The following is a 22,590-nucleotide window of genomic DNA, read 5'->3' as shown; positions in this document are numbered from 1 at the left end:
GGGCGTGGCTGCCGGGGTGACCTGGGCAACCGCGCGATGACGGTGGGGCGGCCGGGCACGGGTCGGGTGGGACCTGGGTCCAGGTGACGTGGTGAGGGCGGTCCAGTGGCGGTGCGGTGGAAGTCCAGCGGGGGCCGAGGCCGGCTGTACGGCTCAGGCCGCGAGCCGCTCCGCCTCCGCCACGGCCTCCGCCAGGCTGTCCACCACCGGCACCCCTGCCTCTTCGAGGCTGGCCCGGCCGTGCGATCCCCCGGTGTACAGCACGGCCTGCGCGCCCACGTACCGCGCGGCCACCGCATCGTCGGCGGCGTCCCCGATCACCACCGTTCGCGAGGGCTCCACCCCGGTCAGCGCTTCCAGGTGCCGGACCATGTGCTCGGCCTTGCTGCCCCCGGACGGTCCGACCCGGCCCTCGACGCGTATGAAGTGCGCCTCGATCCCGAACCCCCGCACCAGCGGCACGAGTTCCTCGTGCACATACATGCTCAGCAGCGACTGGCTGTGCCCCGACGACCGCCAGCCCGTCAGCAGCTCGACCGCGCCCTCGGTGAGCCCGCAGCGGAGCCGGTGCTCGGCGTAGTACCGGTGGAAGACGTCGTCCATGGCCTCCCACTCGGCCCGGGTCGGCAGCCGCCCCATCAGCCGCTCGTAGAACCTGGGCACCGGCACGCAGTACAGCGTCCGGTACTGCTCCAGCGTGATCGGCTCCAGGCCGAGCTCGGCCGATGCCGCGTTCGTGGCGCCGATGATCGCGTCATTGTCGTGGAACAGCGTCCCGTTCCAGTCCCAGACGATGTGCGCGCCTGTGTGCTTCCGCATGCGCTTCCCCATGCCCAAAAACGTACCCGCCGCCACTGACAATCATGAATGCCCGCAGGTCAGAGGCGCCTGGGGCGTATGAGGCAAGGGACGTCAGACGAGCCCGACCAGGTTGGGGATCTCCTGCGTCGCGAACCACAGCAGTTCGTGGTCCTCGGCCTCGTCCACCACGAACTGGGCGTCGTCGTCCCCGCCGTCCGCCGCCTCCAGCGCCTGTGCCGCGGCGGCCACGTCCTGCTCCGCGTCGTCCGCGTCGACGTGCACCGCGGCCGCCTTGGCCAGCCGCACCGCCCCGGCCACCCGTACCTCGCCCAGCGCCGCCGGCTCCAGCGCGCGGTCCGGGTCCGCCGTCGCCGCCGAGTCGGCCACGTCGACGGCCACCACGACCCGGCGCCGGGCCGCCTCGGGGTCCGCCGCCAGCAGCCGCAGCGAGGCCAGCGCGGCCCGGCTCAGCGCCGCGTACTCGAGTTCCTCGATGTCGTCCGAGAGGTACCACTCGCGCAGCGCGGGCGTGACGGCGTACGCGACGAACGGACCGGCCCCGAGCTCGCCCGTCTTGTACGCCTCGGCGAGACCGGGGAGGGTCAGGGGGACGTAGACGCGCATGGCTGGCCGCTCTTTCGTGGTCGAAGGCTCCGCTTGAGGCCCCGGGGAGGGCGGTCCCGCGTCTCCCGGAGGGCCTTCAGGATACGTGCGGGCGTCCCCTTTCGGGGCCCTGCCCGAGCCCCCGGACGCGTCCACCCGGCGCCCCGGGACTCACCCGGTACCGCCCCGTACCCGCCGGGTTCCGCACCCTCGCGACCACTCGGATAGGTGAACCCCGCAGCCACTCGACGCGGGCTCCGGCTTCCTTGCCGCCGCCGTCGACGCCCCGTAGAAGATCCCCACCAGCAAGTTACCGCCCGGTATCCGCCGGGCCCGCCGAACGGGGATCCTCCATGAACAAAGTCATGACCAGGACAGCCAAGCCCCGCCCGGGCACCCGCCCACCGAGCCGCCGCGACCCCCGCCGCCCCGGCGGTGCGGCCCCCAGGACACCGGTCAGCGGGGCTGCACGCGGCCCCCGGACTCCGGGGACGACCGATACGGCCCCGGCCACCGGGACGGGCCGTACGACGCCAGGCACGGCGCCAGGGCCCGTCAGGGCTCCCCGGCCCACCGATCTCTTCGCCGACCGCCTGCTCGCCGTCCTGAGCGGCCAGCGCCCCGTCCACTGGATGCTCCGGCACACCGCCGGCCGCGCCTACGACGAACTCGCCCGCCTCGCCGAACGCGGTCCCCTGCGTACCCGCGGGGCCCGCCCCGTCGTCCGCGACATCGGGTACTACGTCCCGCGGACCGGCGCCATCGAGGCCTTCGCCCGCATCGGCGCCGGCGACCGGCTCCGCGCCATGGCCTTCCGCCTGGAACAGGGCCCCGACCTTCGCTGGCGCTGCACCGCGGTGGAACTGGGCGGCCCGCGCACCCTACGGACGGACGACGACTAGGCGCAGCCGACACGAGACGGGTGGCACAGCCGGCACGTGACGACGGGCGCGGTCGGCACCTGACGACCGGCGCGGCAGCCGGCGCGAACGGCGAAGGGCCGGGCACCCGACGGGTGACCCGGCCCTTTCAGGACGCCACGGCCATGACGGCCGCGTGCCACGTCACTTCTTGCGGCGACGACCGCCCTTGGCCTGCTTGCGGCGCTCCGCGCGCGTGAGGCCGTCCGCCTCGGAGCGCACAGGCTCGTCGTCGTCATAGGTGAAGTCGCCCTCGACGAGGCCGCCCTCACCGTCCACGGTCGCGGCGGAGAAGTGCAGGCCGCGCCGCTGCGGCGCGTCCAGGCCCTTGGCGCGGATCTCCGGGCGGGAGCCCGCCTGGGCCGGCACCGCGTCCTGGACACCCTCGGCCACCGGCTGGGCGTCCTCGACCGGGACCTCCTCGACCTGCTGTTCGACCTGGACCTCCAGGTTGAACAGATAGCCGACGGACTCCTCCTTGATGCCGTCCATCATCGCGCCGAACATGTCGAAGCCCTCGCGCTGGTACTCGACCAGCGGATCCTTCTGGGCCATCGCGCGCAGGCCGATGCCCTCCTGGAGGTAGTCCATCTCGTAGAGGTGCTCGCGCCACTTGCGGTCCAGGACCGACAGCACGACCCGGCGCTCCAGCTCACGCATGATCTCGGAGCCGAGCTGCGACTCGCGCGCCTCGTACTGCTCGTGGATGTCGTCCTTGATCGACTCGGAGATGAACTCCGCGGTCAGACCGGCACGGTCACCGGCCGCGTCCTCCAGCTCGTCGATGGTGACCTTCACCGGGTAGAGCTGCTTGAACGCGCCCCACAGCCGGTCGAGGTCCCAGTCCTCCGGGAAGCCCTCGGCGGTCTCGGCGCCGATGTAGGCGTCGATCGTGTCGTCCATGAAGTGGTGCACCTGCTCCTGCAGGTCCTCGCCCTCCAGGACGCGGCGGCGCTCGCCGTAGATGACCTCGCGCTGGCGGTTGAGGACCTCGTCGTACTTCAGGACGTTCTTACGGGTCTCGAAGTTCTGCTGCTCGACCTGCGACTGGGCGGAGGCGATCGCGCGGGTGACCATCTTGTTCTCGATCGGCACGTCGTCCGGCACGTTCGCCATGGACATCACACGCTCGACCATCTGGGCCTTGAACAGCCGCATCAGGTCGTCGCCGAGGGAGAGGTAGAAGCGGGACTCGCCCGGGTCGCCCTGACGGCCGGAACGACCGCGCAGCTGGTTGTCGATACGGCGCGACTCGTGCCGCTCGGTGCCCAGCACGTAGAGGCCGCCGCTCTCCTCGACCTCGTCCTTCTCGGCCTTGACCGCCAGCTCCGCACGCTCCAGGGCGGCGGGCAGGGCGTGGGCCCACTCCTCGATGTGCTCCTCGGGGTCGAGGCCGCGCTGGCGCAGCTCCGCCTCGGCGAGGTCCTCGGGGTTGCCGCCGAGCTTGATGTCCGTACCACGGCCGGCCATGTTCGTGGCGACCGTGACGGCGCCCTTGCGGCCGGCCTGGGCGACGATCTGCGCCTCGCGCTCGTGGTGCTTGGCGTTGAGCACCTCGTGCTGGATGCCGCGCTTGCTGAGCTGCTGCGAGAGGTACTCGGACTTCTCGACCGAGGTGGTGCCGACCAGGATCGGCTGGCCCTTCTCGTGCTTCTCGGCGATGTCGTCGACGACGGCCTCGAACTTGGCGACCTCGGTGCGGTAGATCAGGTCCGACTGGTCCTTGCGGATCATCGGCTTGTTCGTCGGGATCGGGACCACGCCGAGCTTGTAGATCTGGTGGAACTCGGCGGCCTCGGTCATCGCCGTACCGGTCATGCCGGAGAGCTTCTTGTAGAGGCGGAAGAAGTTCTGCAGGGTGATCGTGGCGAGCGTCTGGTTCTCGTCCTTGATGTCCACCCCCTCCTTCGCCTCGATCGCCTGGTGCATGCCCTCGTTGTAGCGGCGGCCGGCGAGGATACGGCCGGTGTGCTCGTCGACGATCATGACCTCGCCGTCGATGACGACGTAGTCCTTGTCCTTCTTGAAGAGCTCCTTGGCCTTGATGGCGTTGTTCAGGTAGCCCACCAGCGGGGTGTTCACCGACTCGTAGAGGTTGTCGATGCCCAGCCAGTCCTCGACCTTGGAGACACCGTTCTCGTGGATGGCGACGGTGCGCTTCTTCTCGTCGACGTCGTAGTCGCCGGTCTCCTCGATGCCCTTGAGCGGGTTGCCCGCCTCGCCCTTCTTCAGGCGCGTGACCAGCTTGGCGAAGTCGCCGTACCACTTGGTGGCCTGGTCGGCCGGGCCGGAGATGATCAGCGGCGTACGGGCCTCGTCGACCAGGATGGAGTCGACCTCGTCGACGATGGCGAAGTTGTGGCCGCGCTGGACGAGCTCGTCCTTGGACCACGCCATGTTGTCGCGGAGGTAGTCGAAGCCGAACTCGTTGTTCGTGCCGTACGTGATGTCGCACTCGTACTGCTCGCGGCGCTGGGCCGGCGTCATGTTGGCCAGGATGCAGCCGACGGTCAGGCCCAGGAACTTGTGGACGCGGCCCATCATCTCGGAGTCGCGCTCGGCCAGGTAGTCGTTGACCGTGATGAGGTGGACGCCGTCTCCGGAGAGGGCGTTCAAATAAGCGGGGAGGGTGCCGACGAGGGTCTTGCCCTCACCGGTCTTCATCTCGGCGACATAGCCGAGGTGGAGGGCGGCGCCACCCATCATCTGCACGTCGTAGTGCCGCTGGCCGAGGACGCGCTTGGCGGCCTCGCGGACGGTGGCGAACGCCTCGGGGAGCAGGTCGTCCAGGCTCTCACCGTCTGCGTACCGCTGCTTGTACTCATCGGTGAGGGCCCGCAGCTCGGCGTCGGAGAGGTCGACGAAGTCCTCTTCGATGGAGTTGACCTGGTCCGCGATGCGGTGCAGCTTGCGCAGGATCTTGCCTTCGCCTGCACGCATGATCTTCGAGAGGACGGACACGGGGGCTGGTCTCCTTGCCGGTCGGGCCTGGGACGGTCGGTTTCCATTTCACGTACTGAGCAACGGCCATCGTATGCGAGGACCCGGGCACGCCGGGAGGCCTGGCGGTCCGACGGCTGTCCACGGTTGTTCCACCGCTGGCTTTCACAGGGGACAACGGGCGGGATGCGCGGATAGTGCCGCATCGCGCCGGGGAATTGCGCGAAATGTGATCGCGCGTTCACACACGGCACAAAGGCGTGTCGGCGACCCGGGGATTGGCGCCGTTCCGGATGCCCGAGCAGAATCGGCCGATGGAACCCGTCACGCTCACCACCAGCCGCCTTCTGCTGCGCGCCCCCGGCCCGCAGGACGCCGAGGCGGTGTACGCCGCCGCCCAGGACCCCGACGTCCAGCGGTGGATCTCCCAGTTCCCCTCGCCATACCTCCGGGAGCACGCGCGCAGCTTCACCGAGCAGGTGGTGCCCGGCGGCTGGGCGGACAACGCGATGTTCACCTTCGGCCTCTTCCTCCCCGAAGGGGAGCTCGCCGGCATGCTCGCCCTCACCATGCGCGCCCTGGGGGTCGGCGAGATCGGCTACTGGGCGGCCAAGGAGCACCGCGGCAACGGTTATGTGACCGAGGCCACCCTCGCCGCCTCCCGCTGGGCCTTCACCCAGCTGTGCATCGACCGCGTGGAGTGGCGCGCGGAGGTCGGCAACCGAGCGTCCCGCGCGGTGGTGGAACGCGCCGGCTTCACCATCGAGGGCATCCTGCGCTCCGCGACCAACAACAAGGGGGTGCGCCGGGACTGCTGGGTGGGCTCGCTGCTCCCGTCGGACCTGGGCCTGCCGTCGACGGCCCCGTATCTGCCGGCGCCGGCGCACCAGTCGTAGCACCGGCCCGCAAACCCGCAGCTCAGCCCGCGCTGTCAGTCCCACCGTCTATCGTCCCGACCCATGACGACCCTCCCGCGCCCCGCCACCGAACTCTCCGCGGACGACGCCCGCCGCATCGCCCTGCGGGCCCAGGGTTTCCTCGGCACGCCCGACCGCCGGGCCGGCGTCCGGGGCGTCCTGCGTCATCTCGGCGCGGTCCAGCTCGACACCATCTCGGTCCTCGCCCGCTCCCACGAGCTCATTCCGTACGCCCGCCTGGGCTCCGTGGGCCGCAGGACGGTGGAGGCCGCCTACTGGACGCCCGCGTCCACGGGCACGCCTGCGGCCCGCCCGCACGCCTTCGAGTACTGGTCGCACGCGGCGTGCATACTCCCCGTCGAGGAGTGGCCGCACTTCGCGTTCCGGCGCCGCGCCTACCGCAACCGCCCGCACTGGAACCATGAACTCCCCGACGGCACCTACGACCAGGTCGTCAAACAACTCCGTGCCGAAGGCCCGCTCACCGCCACGGAGTTGGGCGGCGCCAAGCGCACCAGCGAGTGGTGGGACTGGTCCGGCACGAAGGTCGCGGTCGAGCGCGCGCTGATGTACGGGGAGGTGGTCTGCGTGGAGCGCCGCGGCTGGAAGCGGGTGTACGACCTCGCCGAGCGCGCGATCCCGGACGCCCTGCTGCACGACGAACTCGACGACACCGAGTGCGTGCGCCGCCTGGTCCGCCTGGCGGGCGAGTCCCTCGGTGTCGGCACGCGCGCGGACATCGCCGACTACCACCGTCTCAAGGGGGAGCAGGTCGACGCGGTGATCGCGGACTCGGGTCTGGTCCCGGTCACGGTGGCGGGCTGGGGCAAGCCCGCCTGGGCGGACCCTACGGCGCTGGAGACCCCTCCGCGCGGCCGCCACCGCACCACGCTGCTGTCCCCGTTCGACTCACTGATCTGGGAACGGGCGCGCACGGAGCGGATCTTCGGCTTCACCCACCGGCTGGAGGCCTATGTGCCGAAGCCGAAGCGGGTGTACGGCTACTTCGCGATGCCGGTCCTGTCCGGAGGCCGTCTCGTCGGCCGTGTCGACCCGGCGCGCGAGGGCCGCACCCTGGTGGCCCGGCAGGCCACCCTGGACGGCGCGAAGGCGGTCCCGGCCGTGGCCCAGGCCCTCGTCGAGGCGGCGAGCTGGGTGGACTGCACGGACGTACGCGTGGAACGGGTGGACGCATCGGAACTGCGCGAGCCCCTCACGATGGAACTCGCCCGGCTCCTCGGCTGATCCGTACCGGTCGCCCGCCCCTATCGGATTTCGAGAATCTTTTCCCGCATCGCGTACACCACCGCCTCCATCCTGGAGTGCAGTTGCAGCTTCTCCAGGATGTTGCGGACGTGGTTCTTCACCGTGTTCTCGGAGATGAACAACTCCTTCGCGATGTCACGGTTGTTCATTCCCGTCGCAACCAGCTTGAGAACCTCCAGCTCACGGTCCGTCAGCCGGGGTGCGGGCACGAGCCTGCGCTCGTCCGTCCGCTGGATCATCGACTTGAACTCGGTGAGCAGTTTCGAGGCCATCGAGGGGCTGATCTGCGACTGCCCGTCGGCGACCGCGCGAATGGCGGTGGCCACCTCGTCCGTCGAGATCTCCTTGAGGAGATAGCCGGTCGCGCCCGCCTTGATCGCGTCGTAGAGGTCGGCCTCCTCGTCGCTGATCGTCAGCATGATGATCTTGGCGCTGGGGGCGACCTCCTTGATGGAGGTGCATGCCTCGATCCCGCCGCGCTTGGGCATCCGTACGTCCATCAGGACGATGTCGGGCAGCAGGTCGGCCGCCTTGTCCACGGCCTCGGCGCCGTCGCCCGCCTCTCCGACGACCTGGATGTCCTCCTCGGCGGCGAGCACGATCTCCAGGCCGCGGCGGAAGAGGGCGTGGTCGTCCACGACAAGGACTCTGATCGGCTCCTTGCGTGGAGTGCCCGCGTCCGGGCCCATGCCGACGACGCCGTCGTCGGCATCCCCGTGCTGCATCGGTCCGAAGCTGTCCGCCATCGTTCCTCCCCCTGAAGGCTGTGGCCTGTGGTCCTGTGCCATCGCCAACCCAAGGCAACGGCCCACCGGTTGGGCCGGTGCGGCCATGATTTCATGCCCGGCCGACACTGCGCCGACAGAGCGGGGCGCGAAGTGGGCGCACGCCGATGCCCCTGGGGGCGCACACGCGCTCCAGGGGCACCGGCTCAGCCTGTGGCCGGGCGGGTCAGCCGCCCAGTGTGCCGCCTGCCGCGGGAGGTTGCGCCTGGGTGACCATCGGGTCCGTGCTGAGGTGGATGACACCGTAGTCGTAGGCGTGCCGCCGGTAGACGACGCTCGGTTCCTTCGTCTCGGAGTCGACGAACAGATAGAAGTCGTGTCCGACCAGTTCCATCTCGTAGAGGGCCTGGTCGAGGGTCATCGGGGAGGCGACGTGGGTCTTCTCGCGGACGATGAGGGGGCCTTCGCCCTTCACTTCCAGCGAGCCGATCTTCTTGGTGGGCACTCCGTCGCTGTCTTCCTCGTGGACGGGGTGGCCGTTCCCGTTGAGCGTCGCCGCGCCCGGGACGTGGTCGGGAACCTCCGCAGCCGAGATTCGGCGTGCGCCGCGCCGCGAGAAACGCTTGTCGTGCTGCTTGCGCAGCCGGGCGTCCAGCTTTTCCGCTGCCAGGTCAAGTGCCGCATACGGGTCGCTGGCCGCTGCCTCCGCCCGGATCACCGGACCGCGAGAGCGGAGCGTGATCTCCACTCGGTCGCACCGGTCGGCCTGCCGGGGGTTGGGCTCCTTGGACACCTCCACGTCGAGGCTGATCACCTTGCCATCGAGCTTCTGGATCTTCTCCAGCTTCAGCTTCTCGGCCACGTGCTTGCGGAACCGCTCGGGCACCTCGGTCTTGCGGCCCTTGACGACGATGTCCACGCAGAACTCCGTTCCCGGATCGCTCCGCTCCAGCGGCGGAGCATCTCCCTTTTGCACCAGGCTCCGGTCAGTCCGGAACCTCGGACTCGGTGACTTCCACCTCCTCCTCCCCCATGGGCAAGATCTCCACCCCAGCGCCGCGACTGATTGCGGAAAACCCGCAGCACGGCATTCTGATATGAGAGGGATGGCCTGCGGCTTTCCCTCACAACCGAACATATCTCGCCCGGACGGATGTCGTCACCCTCTACTGCCGCGTACCTCCATTCCGGTGAATTGGCCCTCTCACTACCTGCAACGATGCAACTTCGCAGTCAGTTCCGGTTTATTTTGAAGGAATCCGGCGGGGCCGCGACCACAGCCGCGCAGATCGACTGCCCGACGGCGTTCGCGCCTGCCATTCCCACCGCGCCGTGACTCCGCTTCGTCCTGTGTTCCCTTGATCCAGCCGTCTGTTCCTCCCTTCCTTCCCGAGTTGCACGCGCGTACACGGCCGTTGTTCCGCCATTGCGGTCGACCGCCTCCCGGACGGCTCGCGCCGCCTCCGTCAGGGAGGCGCCCGTAGTCATCAGGTCGTCGACGAGCACGACCCGGCCGCCGAGGAGCGGCCGTGCGCCGCCCGCAGCCACCTCCAGGGCGCCCGCGAGATTGCGCAGTCGCTGCCGGGAGTTGAGCCCCGACTGGTCGGCCACGGCACGCCGCTGCCGCAGTACCGCCGCCACCCGGGCCGGCGTCCCGCCGCGTCGCAGCTCGCCGGCGGCCGCGAGCGCGATCCGCCGTACCGGATCGTGCCCCCGGGCCCGCACGGCCCATCGCGCGGACGGCACCGGCACGAGCAGCACAGGCAGGTCACCCTGCCCGACCGGTACGCCGCCGTCCCACAACGACACGACCCGCACCCGGCGTGCCCCCGCAAGAACACCCTGTGCCGAACCGTCGCGCTCCGCCTGTTCTCCCGCCGGACCACCGCCGCCCTCCGAGGGGATGCCGCAGTGCCCTGTCAGCACCCCGGAACGCCCCGTCAGCGCCCTGCCGGCCCCCGCCCCGGCCTCCTGGAGCCCCGCTCGCACAGCTCCCGCCAGAGCCGCGCCCAGGGGGCCTGCGAGTGCCAGGGCGCCCCGTTCCTTGTGGGCGAGGAGCACCGCCCGCACCGCGTCCGCGTACGGCGCCGCCGCGTGCACCGCCGGCAGCCCGGACGGCTCGGGCACCGGTCGCACCCGGCACGGTGCGTCCCCGCTCAGGGCGGCACGGCACTCCTGACAGAGCACCGTGCGAGGCGTCCCACAGCCTCCGCACTCGGCCGGCAGCACCAGGTCCGTGAGGTCCTGCCACCACCCCCGCATGCCCATCACTGTGCCAACACCCGGGCCGACCGGCCACCCCTGTGGAAAACTCCCTGTGGACAACTCAGAACAGGCCGTAGCACCCGACTACCCGTACGGGTGACAGGGCGCAGCCGAACGGCCGACCGCACGGACCGGACCCGACCGGCCGAAGGCAGAAACGGCCGCCACGGACGGGCCGAGCCCAGACCGTGACGGCCGCTCCACGTGAGATGTCAGCCCGGGTAGACCGGCGCCGACCCTTCCTTGACGATCGTCTGCCACTGTCCCCCGGACGGCAGCCGTACGATCCCGTCGTCCGAATACGCCGCGAGCGGGGCCCGGTCGTCCTCGGACGCGGCGATCGCCTTGACTCCCGGCAGGGCCGAGGGCGCCAGACCGTCCGGCGTGGAGCCGTCGACCTGGACGTACCGCAGCTGCAGCACGCCCCCCTGCTCGCGCCCGACCACCACCAGCCGGCCGTCCCCGGCCCACGACATGGCCGTGACCTCTTCCAACGCGGGTGTCGCGGAGCGCAGTTCGAGAACCGAGACCACCGGCTTCTCCCCGGACTTCTCGTCCCGCTCGATCCTCCCGATGAGCAGGGACTGCTTGCCGTCCTTCTCCACGACGAGCGCTATCCGCACCCCGTCGGCGGCCACCCGCACATCCTTGATGCGTCCGGGCAGCTCCGGGGTCCGCACCTCCACCGGCGCGCCGGCCCCTTGCTCAAGCAGAAGCAGCCGGGGGTTGTCGGGGTTGCGGTCGGCCACCCACAGGTCGCCTCCGTCGTCCCAGCTGGGCGTCGTGAGCCGGTCGTCGGCGGTGGCGCCCTGGCTCCGGACGACGGGATCCCCCAGCGAACCGCCCGACGCGAGCGACGTGACGTACAGGGACTTGCCGTCCAGAGCGACCCCGGCCGCCGAGTGCTCGTCGCGCGCGACCGCCACCGACCGCAGTCCCGTGTCACCCACGCCCAGCGCGCCGGGCACCGGAACGGCGCTGGTGCTGGCACGGGCTATCCGCACCAACCGGTGCTTGCTGTCGAGGAAGTACAGGTAGTCGGGGCTCTTGTCGGAGCCACGCCAAGCGACGGCGTCGGTGCCGCGCTCGTTGAGGTCGCACAGCCTCCTGCCGTCGGCGCCCTGCAGTTCCACCGAGTCGACCGTGGGCGACAGGTTCCGCAGGGTGAACAGCAGCTGGGTCGCCATCTCGCCGCACTTGGTCGCCCCGACCCGGGAGGCCTTGTCGTTCAACGGCACCGTCAGCTTGTTCTGGTCGTCGGGCGTCAGCGAGGTGACGCCCTTCTTCAGTGCCGTGCCCGTCGGAAAACTCGACCTGACCACGGGCCTGAGCCACCTCGTGGGCCCGGCGAGCAGGGAACGCACCATCTGCGTCATCGGGTCCACGCGCTTGCGCACGAAGACCGGGTCGGCGACGGCCGCCGGCTGGCCGATCGTCGCGCCCGAGGCGTTCGACGCGAAGTAGTACTTGTTGACGGACGTGTAGTTCCGCTGGAAGTCGGACCTGCCCATGACGACGCCCTCCGGCAACGCGTCGATGCGCCACTGCTTGGTCTTGGGGTCCTGGGTGAGGTGCACCTTCCTGCTGTAGGGCCCGGCGGCGGGCGAGTACGCCTGCTGCGCGTCGACGGTGGCGACCCTGCTCCCCGCCAGCGTGTAGGTGAGGTTGCTGGTGTCCTCCCGGCCGCCCGGCAGGTTGTCCTGATCGCTGCTCGGCCCGTTGGCGAGCACCGTGGTGGACTGCTCGGGCCTCCACTTCCGCGCGGCCCCGGCGGTCAGATACTTGCGCGCCGTGTCGTAGTGCGGATCGTCGCTGGTCAGCGCCTCCAGGAAGCCCTGCACGATCTCCCCGGGCGCGGCATTGTCCTGGGGCGGCATGGCGAAGACACGCACCTGCGTGTCCTGGCGCGGCGTGGACTCGACGTCCCGCAGGTCCCCGCTGTCGGGCATGGAGGCGCACCCCGCCAGCACTACCGCACCGCAGGCGGCGTACGCCACCGCGCGCACCGGCCGACGCCGGGCGCCCCCCTCGCGGTCAGCGCCCACGAAATGCCTCCCCTGACTTGTTCGAGTCTTCCGTGCCGGCGGCCGGACCGGGCCTGTTGCCGTTCTCTTCACGCGCCGTGTCGGAGGAGGGTGCGTCTTCCTGGCGCCGGGCGGCTCCGGTGGGCCGCGGCACCACGCGCGCGCCGTTGCCGGGCAGCGCGGTGGGGTCGGCGGCCGGGGAGACGGATGCCATCCGCGAGCCGAGCTGTGGGCGCGGCGGCAGTGCGGTCTGGCCGCCCGCCTGCTGCACGGGAACCGTGGCGCGCTTGCCCTCGCCGCCGCTCGGCAGTCCGGCGTCGTCGAGTCCTCGGTTGCGCCGTGAGTCCTTCGGCTCCAGCGGTATCGGTGATCCCCGCAGCGGCTCGTCCGCGGTGCGCGGCAGCGTCAGCCGGAACTGTGAGCCGCCGCCCGGCTCGCCCCAGGCCTGCAGCCAGCCGCCGTGCAGCCGCGCGTCCTCCAGGGCGATGGACAGCCCCAGGCCCGTACCACCGGTGGTACGCGCGCGTGCCGGGTCCGCCCGCCAGAAGCGGCTGAAGACACGGGTCGCCTCGCCGGGCTTGAGCCCGACGCCGTAGTCGCGCACCGCGACGGCGACCGCGCCGCCCGCGGCGGCGAGTTTGACGACGACGTCCCTGCCCTCGCCGTGCTCCACGGCGTTGACCACGAGGTTGCGCAGCACCCGCTCCACGCGGCGGGCGTCCGCCTCGGCCACGACGGGCTGCTGGTCGCCGACGACGCGTATCTGCGTGCCCTTGCGCTCCGCGAGCGGCTCGGCCCCGCTGACGACCCGCCGTACGACCTCCCGGAGGTCTATCGGCTCGGCCTCCAGCGCCGCCGCGCCGGCGTCGAAGCGGCTGATCTCCAGCAGGTCCGCAAGCAGCGACTCGAACCGGTCCAGCTGGTCGGCGAGCAGTTCCGCCGACCGCGCAGTCACCGGGTCGAAGTCCTCGCGGGCCTCGTGGATGACGTCGGCGGCCATCCGTACGGTCGTCAAGGGGGTGCGCAGCTCGTGCGACACGTCGGACACGAACCGCCGCTGCATCCTCGACAGGTCCTCCAGCTGCTGGATCTTCAGCTGCAGGTTCTGCGCCATCTTGTTGAAGGCCTCGCCGAGCCGCGCGATGTCGTCCTCGCCGGTGACCTTCATCCGCTCCTGCAGACGTCCCGCCGACAGCCGCTCCGCGATCCCGGCCGCCATCCGCACGGGCGTGACCACCTGCCGCACCACGAGCCAGGCGATGGCTCCGAGGAGTACGACGACGAAGAGTCCGGCGGTCGCGAGCGTGCCCTTGACCAGGCTGAGGGACTTCTCCTCCTGCGTCAGCGGGAAGAGGTAGTACAGCTCGTACGGGTCACTGTTGGGGTCGTTGAGCTTCTTGCCGATGACCAGGGCGGGCTGCGACTCCTTGTCGCTGTCCTTGTAGATGATGCGGGTGTAGCTCTGGGAGGCCACCATGCCGCTGTTGATCCGCGCCCGCAGATCCTCGGGAATGCTCGACGTCGGATCGACCTGGCCGGAGGCACGGGGACCGCGTCCACCGCCGCTGTCGTCGCCCGCGGGCAGCGTCACCACGTCGAAGGCGCTCTGGCCACCGCTGGAGAGCGACGAGACGAGCTCGCTCATCCAGGAGATGACGTTCTGGGACTGACGGCCGTCCACACCGGTGCCGTCGTCCGCGGTCCCGGCCGCCGTCTCGTCGGCCTTCTGCTTGGCCACCGCGAACCCACCGGTGGCCTGGCTCTGCGAGGCCTTCACCTTGGCGTCCAGCAGGCCGTTGCGCACCTGCCCGATCACGACGAAGCCCAGCAGCAGGACGACGCCCAGCGACATCAGCAGTGTCGTGGCGACGACCTTGAGCTGGATGTTGCGCCGCCACAGCCGCATGACCGGCAGCAGCGGTCGGCGCACCCAGCGCATGAACAGGCGAAGGACCGGGCTGCCCTGGACCCCGCCCTGCAGCAGCCCGCCCTCGAAGAGGCGTCGTAGGCGCGAACCCGTCGTCTTCCGGCCGACAGGCCGCTCCGGCCTGGCCCCGGACCGGCCGGGGGCCGAAGCGGCACTGTCCCCGGACACGTCAGCTCGGTCCAGCCTTGTAACCGACGCCACGGACGGTCACCACGATCTCCGGCCGCTCCGGGTCCTTCTCGACCTTGGAGCGCAGCCGCTGCACATGCACGTTCACGAGACGGGTGTCGGCCGCGTGGCGGTAGCCCCACACCTGCTCCAGGAGCACCTCGCGCGTGAACACCTGCCACGGCTTGCGGGCCAGCGCGACCAGCAGGTCGAACTCCAGCGGCGTCAGAGCGATCGACTGACCGTCCCGCTTGACGGAGTGACCGGCCACGTCGATGACCAGGTCACCTATGGCGAGCTGCTCCGGGGCGGGCTCTTCCGACCTCCGCAGCCGCGCCCGGATCCGGGCCACCAGCTCCTTCGGCTTGAAGGGCTTCACGATGTAGTCGTCCGCGCCCGACTCCAGGCCCACGACGACGTCCACGGTGTCGCTCTTCGCCGTGAGCATCACGATCGGCACGCCCGACTCCGCGCGGATGAGGCGGCACACCTCGATGCCGTCCCGGCCGGGCAGCATCAGGTCGAGCAGCACCAGGTCGGGCTTGGTCTCGCGGAATGCGGCCAGCGCCTTGTCGCCGTCGGCTACGAAAGACGGCTCAAAACCTTCACCACGCAGCACGATGCCGAGCATCTCGGCCAGTGCGGTGTCGTCGTCGACGACAAGGACTCGTCCCTTCATAAACGACATCATCCCATTCTCGTAACAGTGACAGGCGTGCTGGTGAGGAGGGTCACTGGCCCGTGACGATAGTCGTACGCGACCGTCACTGTCTGCCCACGGGGCCAGACGGGCAGGACCGGAGGGCAGCCCGCCACGGCGCCGCCTCGCTCTCGGGGCTCCTGCCCTCAGTCGAGTGTCACCCCGCGGGACCTTGCGCACAGCTCGGCGAGAGCCTCGGCCGTCACGGGAGAAACGGCGCCCTCCTCGGTGACGATCGCCGTCACCAGCTCGGGCGGCGTCACATCGAACGCCGGGTTGTACGCCTGGGTCCCCAGCGGTGCCACCGGAATCCCGCCCCCCGCTCCCGTCACCGGCACCTGGGGTGCTGTGACCTCGGTCACCTCATACCCGGGGCGCTGCTCGACCTCGATCGATGCCCCGTCCGCCGTGTCCGGATCCACCGTCGTCACGGGCGCCACCACGATGAACGGCACATGGTGGTACCGCGCCAGTACGGCGAGCGGATAGCTCCCCACCTTGTTCGCCACCGAACCGTCGGCCGCGATGCGGTCCGCCCCGATGAGCACCGCGTCCACCTCCCCCGCCGCGAACAGCGAACCTGCCGCGTTGTCGGTGAGCAGGGTGTAGGCCATGCCGCTGCGGGCCGCCTCGTACGCCGTCAGCCGCGCGCCCTGCAGCAGCGGACGCGTCTCGTCCACCCACAGCCGCCGCAGCTGCCCTGCCCTGTGCGCGGCGAGCGCCACCGCGAACGCCGTGCCTTCCCCGCCCGACACCAGCGATCCGGAGTTGCAGTGGGTGAGGATCCGGTGCCCACCGCCGGGGAGCAGCTCGTCGAGCAGAGCCAGCCCGTGCCCCGCCATCCGCGCGCTCGCCTCGGCGTCCTCCCGGTGCAGCACCCGCGCCGCCGCCAGCGCCGCCGCGGCCGCCTGCCGGGCGTCCCCGCCCTTGGCGAGCGCGGCCTGGTGGGCGGAGCGGGCCCGGCGCACGCCGACGGAGAGGTTCACCGCGGTGGGCCGGGCAGCCTCGAGTGCCCTGGCGGCCTCCTCCACGTCGAAGCCCCGCGCGGCGGCGAGCGCGACACCGTACGCCCCGGCGATACCCAGCACCGGCGCCCCGCGCACGGCGAGCGAACGGATCGCCTCGACCAGCGCGGGCGCGTCCGTGCACACCAGCTCGACCTCCTCGGCCGGCAGCCTCGTCTGGTCGAGAAGGACCAGTACAGGCCCTTCGGGCGGTTCCTCCCATCGGATCGTCGGTACCCCCGTCGGCCTCTTGTCCTCGCCGGTTTGCGCGTACTGATCAGCCATGCGGTCAGTCTGCCCCGTCCCCGGCGGACAATTGAAGGTGTGCAGCCCACACCGCGGCCGGTCCTCCGGAGACCACCCCATGGCACGATGGCTGCCAACCTGCCGCCGCGACTGCGGACGAGCACCGTGAAGGAGCTTTGATGAAAGACACTCCGGGCTGGGCCTCGCCCGGATCCGCCGCGTCCGACGGGCAGGAACCCGGCGCGACCGGCCCGGCCGAACCCGCCGACCGACCCGGCCCCGCACAGCCCGCCGAACAACCTGGCGCGGGCCCGCAGGACGCCGGCTCGAAGTGGTCCAAGGAGCAGCCGCCACCCGGCCAGTGGTCCGCGCCCACCGGTGCCCCGGCCCCGGGCCAGGCACCTCCGCCACCACCGCCCGGGCCGGGCTGGGGCGGCGGACACCCCGGCGGCGGCCACGGTGCCTATGGAGGCCCCGGCGGATACGGCACCCCCGGTGGCTACGGAGGTCCGGGCGGATACGGAGGTCCGGGCGGATACGGAGGCCCCGGCGGATACGCTGCCTGGGGTGGTGGCTGGGGCGGACCGCCGCCCGCGGCCAAGCCCGGTGTGATCCCGCTGCGCCCGCTCGGCGTGGGCGAGATCCTCGACGGCGCCGTCTCCACCATGCGCACCTACTGGCGAACGGTCCTCGGCATTTCGCTGACCGTCGCCGTCGTCACGGAGACCCTTGTCATCCTGCTGCAGCGCTTCGTCCTGAACGACAGCGCGAGCACCGATGTCCTCAACGACCCGAACGCCCCCCTGCGCGACGTCACCCGCGCCCTGGGCGAGGTCACGCTCAGCTCGGGCATCGTGATCCTGATCTCCATGATCGGCACGATCATCGCGACCGCCCTGCTCACGACCGTCACCAGCCGCGCCGTCCTCGGCAAGTCGGTGACCACCGGTGAGGCCTGGCGCGATGCCCGCCCGCAGATCCCCAGACTGTTCGGCCTGATCTTCCTGCTGCTGCTCATCGCCGTCGGTGTGGTGTTCTGCGGCGCGCTGCCCGGCATCCTCGTGGCGGTGGCCGGCGGAGGAAGCGCCGGTGCGGCCCTCGCCGCCATCGGCATCCTCGGCGCCGCCATCGTCGCCCTCTGGCTCATGATCCGCTTCTCCCTCGCCTCGCCCGCTCTGATGCTGGAGAAGCAGGGCATCGTGAAGTCGATGAGCCGCTCCGCGAAGCTGGTCCGCGGCTCCTGGTGGCGGGTCTTCGGCATCCAGCTGCTCGCCGGGATCATCGCGAACATCATCGCCTCGATCATCGTCATCCCCTTCGCCGCGCTCGCGGCCGCGCTCAGCGGTGAGGGAGTCTCCAACCTCCTCAACGGCAACAGCGGCCACCTGGGCTGGACGTTCCTCGTCGTCAGCGGGATCGGCTCGGTGATCGGCTCCATGATCACGTTCCCGATCACGGCCGGCGTGACCGTGCTCCTCTACATCGACCAGCGCATCCGCCGCGAGGCCCTCGACCTCGAACTGGCCCGCGCCGCCGGTGTCCAGAGCTACAGCGGCACCCCCGGCACCACACCGGGGAGCTGATGCGGCGGTGAGTCTGGCGGGGGGAGTTCTCACAACGGCGCCGGTCCTGCCACGCGCCGTCGCATCGGCCGTGCGGAGCCTGCTGCACGCCCACGGCACGGCCGTGCTCGCGCTGGCAGGCTCGGGCGACGAGCCGCCGGTGACCATCCCTCGCGATCCGGCGCGCGAGGCGGCACGACGCGAGCTGTCCAAGCGGATGTACCACGAGAACGACCCCGGCCTGTTCCAGCGAGCCCTGGACGCGTTCTGGAACTGGCTCGGCCGGCTGCTCAACGCCGCATCGGCGGCGACACCCGGAGGCGTGGTCGGCCTCCTCGTCGTGGTCCTGGCCGTCCTCGCGGTGCTGGCCGCACTGTGGTGGCGCCTGGGCACCCCGCGCCGCCAACCCGGCTCCGTCCCCGCCCTGTTCGACGACCGGCCCCGCAGTGCCGCCGAACACCGCGCGGCCGCCGAGGCACACGCCGCCCAGGGCCACTGGAACCAGGCCGTCCAGGAGCGGATGCGGGCCATCGTCCGCGCCCTCGAAGAGCGCGCCCTGCTCGACGTCCGCCCCGGCCGCACGGCCGACGAGGCGGCAGCGGAAGCCGGCCGCACCCTGCCCTCCCACACCGACCGGCTGCGGGCCGCCGCCCGGGAGTTCGACGACGTGACGTACGGCGGACGCAGGGCGGGCGAGCAGTCGTACCACCGCATCGCCGAACTCGACCGTGACCTGGAAGGCACCAAGCCGGTCCTCGTGAGCAGCACCACCAGCACGGCCCACAACACCCGCCAGGGGGCCGCCGAATGACCACCGGGGCCACCACGCTCCCCTCCACCTCGGTCTCGCCCACCGCCCGCCAGGTGTGGACCCGCGCCCGAGGCGTCGTACTCGCCCTGGTGCTGCTGCTGGTCGGTGCCGTCGCGATCGCCGTCGTCCGCTCCGACGTCCGGCACGGCGCCCTCGATCCGCGCTCCGTCGATCCCTACGGCAGCCGCGCCGTCGCCGAACTCCTCGCCGAACGCGGCGTGACCACCCGCGTGGTCGGCACCCTGGACGAGGCCCGCGCCGCGGTCGGCCAGGACACCACCCTCCTGGTCGCCGTCCCCGACCTGCTGACGCATCGTCAACAGGCCCGACTGCACTCCGCGACGGCCCGTTCCGGCGGGCGCACCGTCCTCGTCGCCGCCGGCAGTTGGTCCGTCGAACGGCTTGCACCCGGCGTCACCGCCGACCCCGCCACCAGCCTCGACACCACCCTCTCCCCCGACTGCACCCTGCCCGCCGCCCAACGGGCGGGATCCGCCGACACGGGCGGCATCCGCTACACGACCGTCCACCTCGACGCCGACTCGTGCTACCCCAGCGAGCGTCTGGCCACTGTGCTGCGCATCCCCGCCGCGTCCGGGGGCGGCGACACCGTCGTCCTCGGCGCGCCCGACATCCTCTACAACAACCGCCTCGACAAGCAGGGCAACGCCTCGCTCGCACTCCAACTCCTCGGTTCCCGCCCCCATCTGGTCTGGTACCTCCCCTCGCTCTCCGACACCTCGGCCACCAACGCGGGCGACCACAAGGGCTTCTTCGACCTGCTGCCCTCCGGCTGGCTCTGGGGCACGCTGCAACTCTTCTTCGCCGCCGCCCTGGCCGCCCTCTGGCGGGCACGCCGGCTCGGCCCGCTCGTACCCGAAAAACTCCCCGTCGCGATCCGCGCCTCCGAAGCCGTCGAAGGCCGCGCCCGTCTCTACCGCAAGGCCAACGCCCGCGACCGCGCCTCGGCCGCTCTGCGCTCGGCGACCCGCACCCGCCTGGCCCCGCTCGTCGGCGTCCCCGTCGCCCAGGCGCACGCACCCGAGGCTCTGCTCCCCGCCCTGTCCGCCCATCTCCACGGCGACGGACAGACCTTGCGCTCCCTGCTCTTCGGCCCGCCGCCCAGCGACGACGCAGCCCTGATCGCACTCTCCGACCAACTCGACGCCCTCGAAAGAGAGGTACGCCGTTCATGATGGCCCCGACCACTGACAACGCCGGGTACGCCGGGGGTCCGGGCAGCGCCCGTGCCTCCCTGGAAGCCCTGCGCGCCGAGATCGCCAAAGCCGTGGTCGGCCAGGACCCCGCCGTCACCGGCCTCGTCGTCGCCCTCCTCTGCCGCGGACACGTTCTCCTTGAAGGAGTCCCCGGAGTGGCCAAAACGTTGCTCGTCCGCGCCCTCGCATCCACACTCGAACTCGACACCAAACGAGTCCAGTTCACCCCGGACCTGATGCCGAGTGATGTGACCGGCTCCCTGGTCTACGACGCGCGCACCGCGGAGTTCTCCTTCCAGCCCGGCCCGGTCTTCACCAACCTCCTCCTCGCCGACGAGATCAACCGCACGCCGCCGAAGACCCAGTCGTCCCTCCTGGAAGCCATGGAGGAACGCCAGGTCACCGTCGACGGCACGCCTCGCCCGCTCCCCGAGCCGTTCCTGGTCGCCGCGACACAGAACCCGGTCGAGTACGAGGGCACGTACCCCCTCCCGGAAGCCCAACTGGACCGCTTCCTGCTCAAACTGACGATCCCGCTGCCGTCCCGGCAGGACGAGATCGACGTCCTCACCCGCCACGCCGAGGGATTCAACCCGCGCGACCTGCGCGCCGCCGGGTTGCGCCCGGTCGCGGGTCCCGCCGACCTGGAGGCCGCCCGCACAGCGGTCGCCAAGACCACCGTCTCCCCCGAGATCACCGCATACGTCGTGGACATCTGCCGTGCCACCCGCGAATCGCCGTCCCTCACCCTCGGCGTGTCACCGCGCGGGGCCACCGCCCTGCTCGCGACCTCCCGTGCCTGGGCCTGGCTGACCGGCCGTGACTATGTGATCCCCGACGATGTGAAGGCCCTCGCCCTGCCCACCCTCCGTCACCGCGTGCAGCTGCGCCCAGAGGCGGAGATGGAAGGTGTGACGGCCGACGCCGTCATCAATGCGATCCTCGCCCACGTCCCGGTCCCCCGCTGATGGCCCTCACCGGACGCGCCGCCCTCCTCGCGGCCCTCGGCTCGATCCCCGTCGGCATCTGGGAACCCAGCTGGGCGGGCATCCTCGCGGTGAACGCCCCGCTGGCCCTGGCCTGCGCCTGCGATTTCGCGCTCGCGGCGCCCGTACGACGCCTCGTGCTGACCCGCTCCGGCGACACCTCCGCACGCCTGGGCGCGACCGCCGACGTGACCCTCACCGTCACCAATCAGTCCCGCCGACCTCTGCGGACCCAGCTGAGGGACGCCTGGCCGCCCAGCAGCTGGCAGCCGGGCACGGAGGTCGCGTCCTCCCGCCACCTGCTGGCGGTGCCGGCGGGCGAACGCCGACGCGTGACGACCCGCCTGCGACCCACGCGCCGCGGCGACCACCAGGCCGACCGCGTGACCATCCGCTCGTACGGCCCCCTCCGGCTGTTCTCCCGCCAGGGTGCCCACAGGACTCCCTGGACGGTACGAGTTCTGCCCCCGTTCACCAGCCGCAAGCACCTCCCCTCGAAACTCGCCCGATTGCGTGAACTGGACGGCCGCACCAGCGTCCTGACCCGAGGCGAGGGCACGGAGTTCGACAGCCTCCGTGAGTACGTCCCCGGTGACGACACCCGCTCCATCGACTGGCGCGCCACGGCTCGCCAGTCCACGGTGGCAGTACGCACCTGGCGCCCCGAACGCGACCGCCACATCCTTCTGGTCCTGGACACCGGCCGCACCTCCGCGGGCCGCGTCGGCAATGCTCCTCGCCTGGACGCTTCCATGGACGCGGCACTTCTCGTCGCGGCACTCGCGTCCCGCGCCGGTGACCGGGTGGACCTCCTCGCATACGACCGCCGAGTCCGGGCCCTGGTCCAGGGCCGCGCTGCGGGCGACGTCCTCCCTGCCCTGGTCAACGCCATGGCAACACTCGAACCGGAACTCGTCGAGACAGACGCACGTGGCCTCACCGCCATGGCGCTGCGCACAGCTCCTCGGCGCTCCTTGATCGTGCTCCTCACCACGCTTGACGCCGCTCCGGTGGAGGAGGGTCTGCTGCCGGTGCTCTCACAGCTCACCCAGCGCCACACAGTTCTGCTGGCATCGGTCGCTGATCCGCACATCGCCCACATGGCGACGGCTCGCGGAAGCGCAGATGCGGTGTACGAAGCCGCGGCGGCCGCTCAGGCCCAGGCAGAGCGTGCGCGCACGGCCGAACAGCTCCGCCGTCATGGCGTCACCGTCGTCGACGCAACGCCGGATGATCTGGCTCCGGCGCTGGCTGACGCATATCTGGCTCTGAAGGCTGCCGGCCGACTCTGATTCCGCCTGGCCCCGCGCCAAATCCGTACCCGTGCTGGAGAGGCGGGACGGTATTGGCCCGGAATGATCGGCCCGGAATGCAGAAAACCCCCGCACCGGAGGTGCGGGGGTTTTCCCAAGAATTGTTCGGCGGTGTCCTACTCTCCCACAGGGTCCCCCCTGCAGTACCATCGGCGCTGTGAGGCTTAGCTTCCGGGTTCGGAATGTAACCGGGCG

At 71.1% G+C, this 22,590-nt stretch carries 18 protein-coding genes and 1 rRNA gene; 8 read left to right on the top strand and 11 right to left on the bottom strand.

All coding sequences use genetic code 11. The annotated features are described in order from the left end of the window. Window positions 1-153: 153 nt before the first annotated feature. Both AB0I54_RS44845 and AB0I54_RS44840 read right to left on the bottom strand, forming a co-directional pair. Window positions 154-819: an HAD family hydrolase gene (locus AB0I54_RS44845; RefSeq protein ID WP_363302147.1), complete on the bottom strand. Its 666-nt coding sequence runs from the start codon at window positions 817-819 to the stop codon at window positions 154-156. 93 nt (window positions 820-912) lie between these two features. After that, a complete protein-coding gene (locus AB0I54_RS44840) occupies window positions 913-1,425 on the bottom strand; it encodes a hypothetical protein (RefSeq protein ID WP_363302146.1) in 513 nt (170 codons plus the stop codon). Window positions 1,426-1,757: 332 nt separating this feature from the next. Here AB0I54_RS44840 and AB0I54_RS44835 point away from each other — a divergent pair, with 332 nt between their 5' ends. Next, the gene (locus AB0I54_RS44835; protein ID WP_363302145.1) at window positions 1,758-2,306 is read left to right on the top strand and encodes an Rv3235 family protein; all 549 of its coding nucleotides are present in this window, start codon (window positions 1,758-1,760) and stop codon (window positions 2,304-2,306) included. A gap of 162 nt (window positions 2,307-2,468) precedes the next feature. On the opposite strand, the gene secA is transcribed toward AB0I54_RS44835, so the two are convergent. Beyond that, window positions 2,469-5,285 carry a preprotein translocase subunit SecA gene (secA, locus tag AB0I54_RS44830; RefSeq protein WP_363302144.1) on the bottom strand — a complete coding sequence of 939 codons (2,817 nt, stop codon included), beginning with the start codon at window positions 5,283-5,285 and terminating at the stop codon, window positions 2,469-2,471. Window positions 5,286-5,578: 293 nt separating this feature from the next. Between secA and AB0I54_RS44825 the strand changes: the two genes are divergently transcribed. Both AB0I54_RS44825 and AB0I54_RS44820 read left to right on the top strand, forming a co-directional pair. After that, a complete protein-coding gene (locus AB0I54_RS44825; protein WP_363302143.1) occupies window positions 5,579-6,160 on the top strand; it encodes a GNAT family N-acetyltransferase in 582 nt (193 codons plus the stop codon). Between the two features lie 63 nt (window positions 6,161-6,223). Further along, a complete protein-coding gene (locus AB0I54_RS44820) occupies window positions 6,224-7,426 on the top strand; it encodes a crosslink repair DNA glycosylase YcaQ family protein (RefSeq protein ID WP_363302142.1) in 1,203 nt (400 codons plus the stop codon). A gap of 20 nt (window positions 7,427-7,446) precedes the next feature. Here the strand turns inward: AB0I54_RS44820 and AB0I54_RS44815 are convergent, their stop codons facing one another. The 7 genes from AB0I54_RS44815 to mtnA all read right to left on the bottom strand — a co-directional run bounded on the left by AB0I54_RS44815 (window position 7,447) and on the right by mtnA (window position 16,545). Continuing rightward, on the bottom strand, window positions 7,447-8,193 hold the full coding sequence (locus tag AB0I54_RS44815; RefSeq protein WP_363302141.1) for a response regulator transcription factor: 747 nt from the start codon (window positions 8,191-8,193) through the stop codon (window positions 7,447-7,449). 205 nt (window positions 8,194-8,398) lie between these two features. Continuing rightward, the gene (raiA, locus tag AB0I54_RS44810) at window positions 8,399-9,124 is read right to left on the bottom strand and encodes a ribosome-associated translation inhibitor RaiA (protein ID WP_363302158.1); all 726 of its coding nucleotides are present in this window, start codon (window positions 9,122-9,124) and stop codon (window positions 8,399-8,401) included. A 281-nt stretch (window positions 9,125-9,405) separates the two neighbouring features. Further along, entirely contained in the window at window positions 9,406-10,434 is a 1,029-nt protein-coding gene (locus tag AB0I54_RS44805; protein ID WP_363302140.1) for a ComF family protein, read from the bottom strand. Between the two features lie 215 nt (window positions 10,435-10,649). Further along, window positions 10,650-12,482 carry an LpqB family beta-propeller domain-containing protein gene (locus AB0I54_RS44800; protein ID WP_363302139.1) on the bottom strand — a complete coding sequence of 611 codons (1,833 nt, stop codon included), beginning with the start codon at window positions 12,480-12,482 and terminating at the stop codon, window positions 10,650-10,652. Then, entirely contained in the window at window positions 12,472-14,556 is a 2,085-nt protein-coding gene (gene mtrB / locus AB0I54_RS44795) for an MtrAB system histidine kinase MtrB (RefSeq protein ID WP_363302138.1), read from the bottom strand. Before mtrB ends, AB0I54_RS44800 begins: the two co-directional genes overlap by 11 nt. A gap of 1 nt (window position 14,557) precedes the next feature. After that, complete coding sequence (gene mtrA, locus AB0I54_RS44790) at window positions 14,558-15,247, bottom strand: two-component system response regulator MtrA (RefSeq protein WP_015659998.1); 690 nt, start codon at window positions 15,245-15,247, stop codon at window positions 14,558-14,560. Window positions 15,248-15,402: 155 nt separating this feature from the next. Next, window positions 15,403-16,545: an S-methyl-5-thioribose-1-phosphate isomerase gene (mtnA, locus tag AB0I54_RS44785; RefSeq protein ID WP_363302137.1), complete on the bottom strand. Its 1,143-nt coding sequence runs from the start codon at window positions 16,543-16,545 to the stop codon at window positions 15,403-15,405. Between the two features lie 140 nt (window positions 16,546-16,685). On the opposite strand from mtnA, the gene AB0I54_RS44780 reads away from it, so the two are divergent. The 5 genes from AB0I54_RS44780 to AB0I54_RS44760 all read left to right on the top strand — a co-directional run bounded on the left by AB0I54_RS44780 (window position 16,686) and on the right by AB0I54_RS44760 (window position 22,374). Further along, the gene (locus AB0I54_RS44780; protein WP_363302136.1) at window positions 16,686-18,089 is read left to right on the top strand and encodes a hypothetical protein; all 1,404 of its coding nucleotides are present in this window, start codon (window positions 16,686-16,688) and stop codon (window positions 18,087-18,089) included. Window positions 18,090-18,159: 70 nt separating this feature from the next. Then, entirely contained in the window at window positions 18,160-18,879 is a 720-nt protein-coding gene (locus AB0I54_RS44775; RefSeq protein ID WP_363302135.1) for a DUF4129 domain-containing protein, read from the top strand. Beyond that, window positions 18,876-20,075 (top strand): DUF4350 domain-containing protein, encoded by a 1,200-nt coding sequence (locus tag AB0I54_RS44770; RefSeq protein ID WP_363302134.1) that lies wholly within the window; start codon window positions 18,876-18,878, stop codon window positions 20,073-20,075. Before AB0I54_RS44775 ends, AB0I54_RS44770 begins: the two co-directional genes overlap by 4 nt. Next, window positions 20,072-21,064 (top strand): MoxR family ATPase, encoded by a 993-nt coding sequence (locus AB0I54_RS44765; protein ID WP_363302133.1) that lies wholly within the window; start codon window positions 20,072-20,074, stop codon window positions 21,062-21,064. Before AB0I54_RS44770 ends, AB0I54_RS44765 begins: the two co-directional genes overlap by 4 nt. Next, the gene (locus AB0I54_RS44760) at window positions 21,064-22,374 is read left to right on the top strand and encodes a DUF58 domain-containing protein (RefSeq protein ID WP_363302132.1); all 1,311 of its coding nucleotides are present in this window, start codon (window positions 21,064-21,066) and stop codon (window positions 22,372-22,374) included. Before AB0I54_RS44765 ends, AB0I54_RS44760 begins: the two co-directional genes overlap by 1 nt. A gap of 124 nt (window positions 22,375-22,498) precedes the next feature. On the opposite strand, the gene rrf is transcribed toward AB0I54_RS44760, so the two are convergent. Beyond that, a 5S ribosomal RNA gene (gene rrf / locus AB0I54_RS44755) occupies window positions 22,499-22,590 on the bottom strand; the annotation flags it as partial.

This window comes from Streptomyces sp. NPDC050625 (assembly GCF_040654755.1).
Taxonomy (GTDB): domain Bacteria; phylum Actinomycetota; class Actinomycetes; order Streptomycetales; family Streptomycetaceae; genus Streptomyces.
The sequence above is the reverse complement of the archived record's forward strand: the minus strand, read 5'-3'. Positions and strand labels throughout refer to the sequence as shown.

What these genes read in the sequence shown, in the direction of transcription:
- AB0I54_RS44845 (WP_363302147.1), bottom strand. Translation starts at nt 819, where the DNA reads ATGCGGAAGCACACAGGCGCGCACATCGTCTGGGACTGGAACGGGACG.
- AB0I54_RS44840 (WP_363302146.1), bottom strand. Translation starts at nt 1,425, where the DNA reads ATGCGCGTCTACGTCCCCCTGACCCTCCCCGGTCTCGCCGAGGCGTAC.
- AB0I54_RS44835 (WP_363302145.1), top strand. Translation starts at nt 1,758, where the DNA reads ATGAACAAAGTCATGACCAGGACAGCCAAGCCCCGCCCGGGCACCCGC.
- AB0I54_RS44825 (WP_363302143.1), top strand. Translation starts at nt 5,579, where the DNA reads ATGGAACCCGTCACGCTCACCACCAGCCGCCTTCTGCTGCGCGCCCCC.
- AB0I54_RS44820 (WP_363302142.1), top strand. Translation starts at nt 6,224, where the DNA reads ATGACGACCCTCCCGCGCCCCGCCACCGAACTCTCCGCGGACGACGCC.
- AB0I54_RS44815 (WP_363302141.1), bottom strand. Translation starts at nt 8,193, where the DNA reads ATGGCGGACAGCTTCGGACCGATGCAGCACGGGGATGCCGACGACGGC.
- AB0I54_RS44805 (WP_363302140.1), bottom strand. Translation starts at nt 10,434, where the DNA reads ATGCGGGGGTGGTGGCAGGACCTCACGGACCTGGTGCTGCCGGCCGAG.
- mtrA (WP_015659998.1), bottom strand. Translation starts at nt 15,247, where the DNA reads ATGATGTCGTTTATGAAGGGACGAGTCCTTGTCGTCGACGACGACACC.
- mtnA (WP_363302137.1), bottom strand. Translation starts at nt 16,545, where the DNA reads ATGGCTGATCAGTACGCGCAAACCGGCGAGGACAAGAGGCCGACGGGG.
- AB0I54_RS44780 (WP_363302136.1), top strand. Translation starts at nt 16,686, where the DNA reads ATGAAAGACACTCCGGGCTGGGCCTCGCCCGGATCCGCCGCGTCCGAC.
- AB0I54_RS44770 (WP_363302134.1), top strand. Translation starts at nt 18,876, where the DNA reads ATGACCACCGGGGCCACCACGCTCCCCTCCACCTCGGTCTCGCCCACC.
- AB0I54_RS44765 (WP_363302133.1), top strand. Translation starts at nt 20,072, where the DNA reads ATGATGGCCCCGACCACTGACAACGCCGGGTACGCCGGGGGTCCGGGC.
- AB0I54_RS44760 (WP_363302132.1), top strand. Translation starts at nt 21,064, where the DNA reads ATGGCCCTCACCGGACGCGCCGCCCTCCTCGCGGCCCTCGGCTCGATC.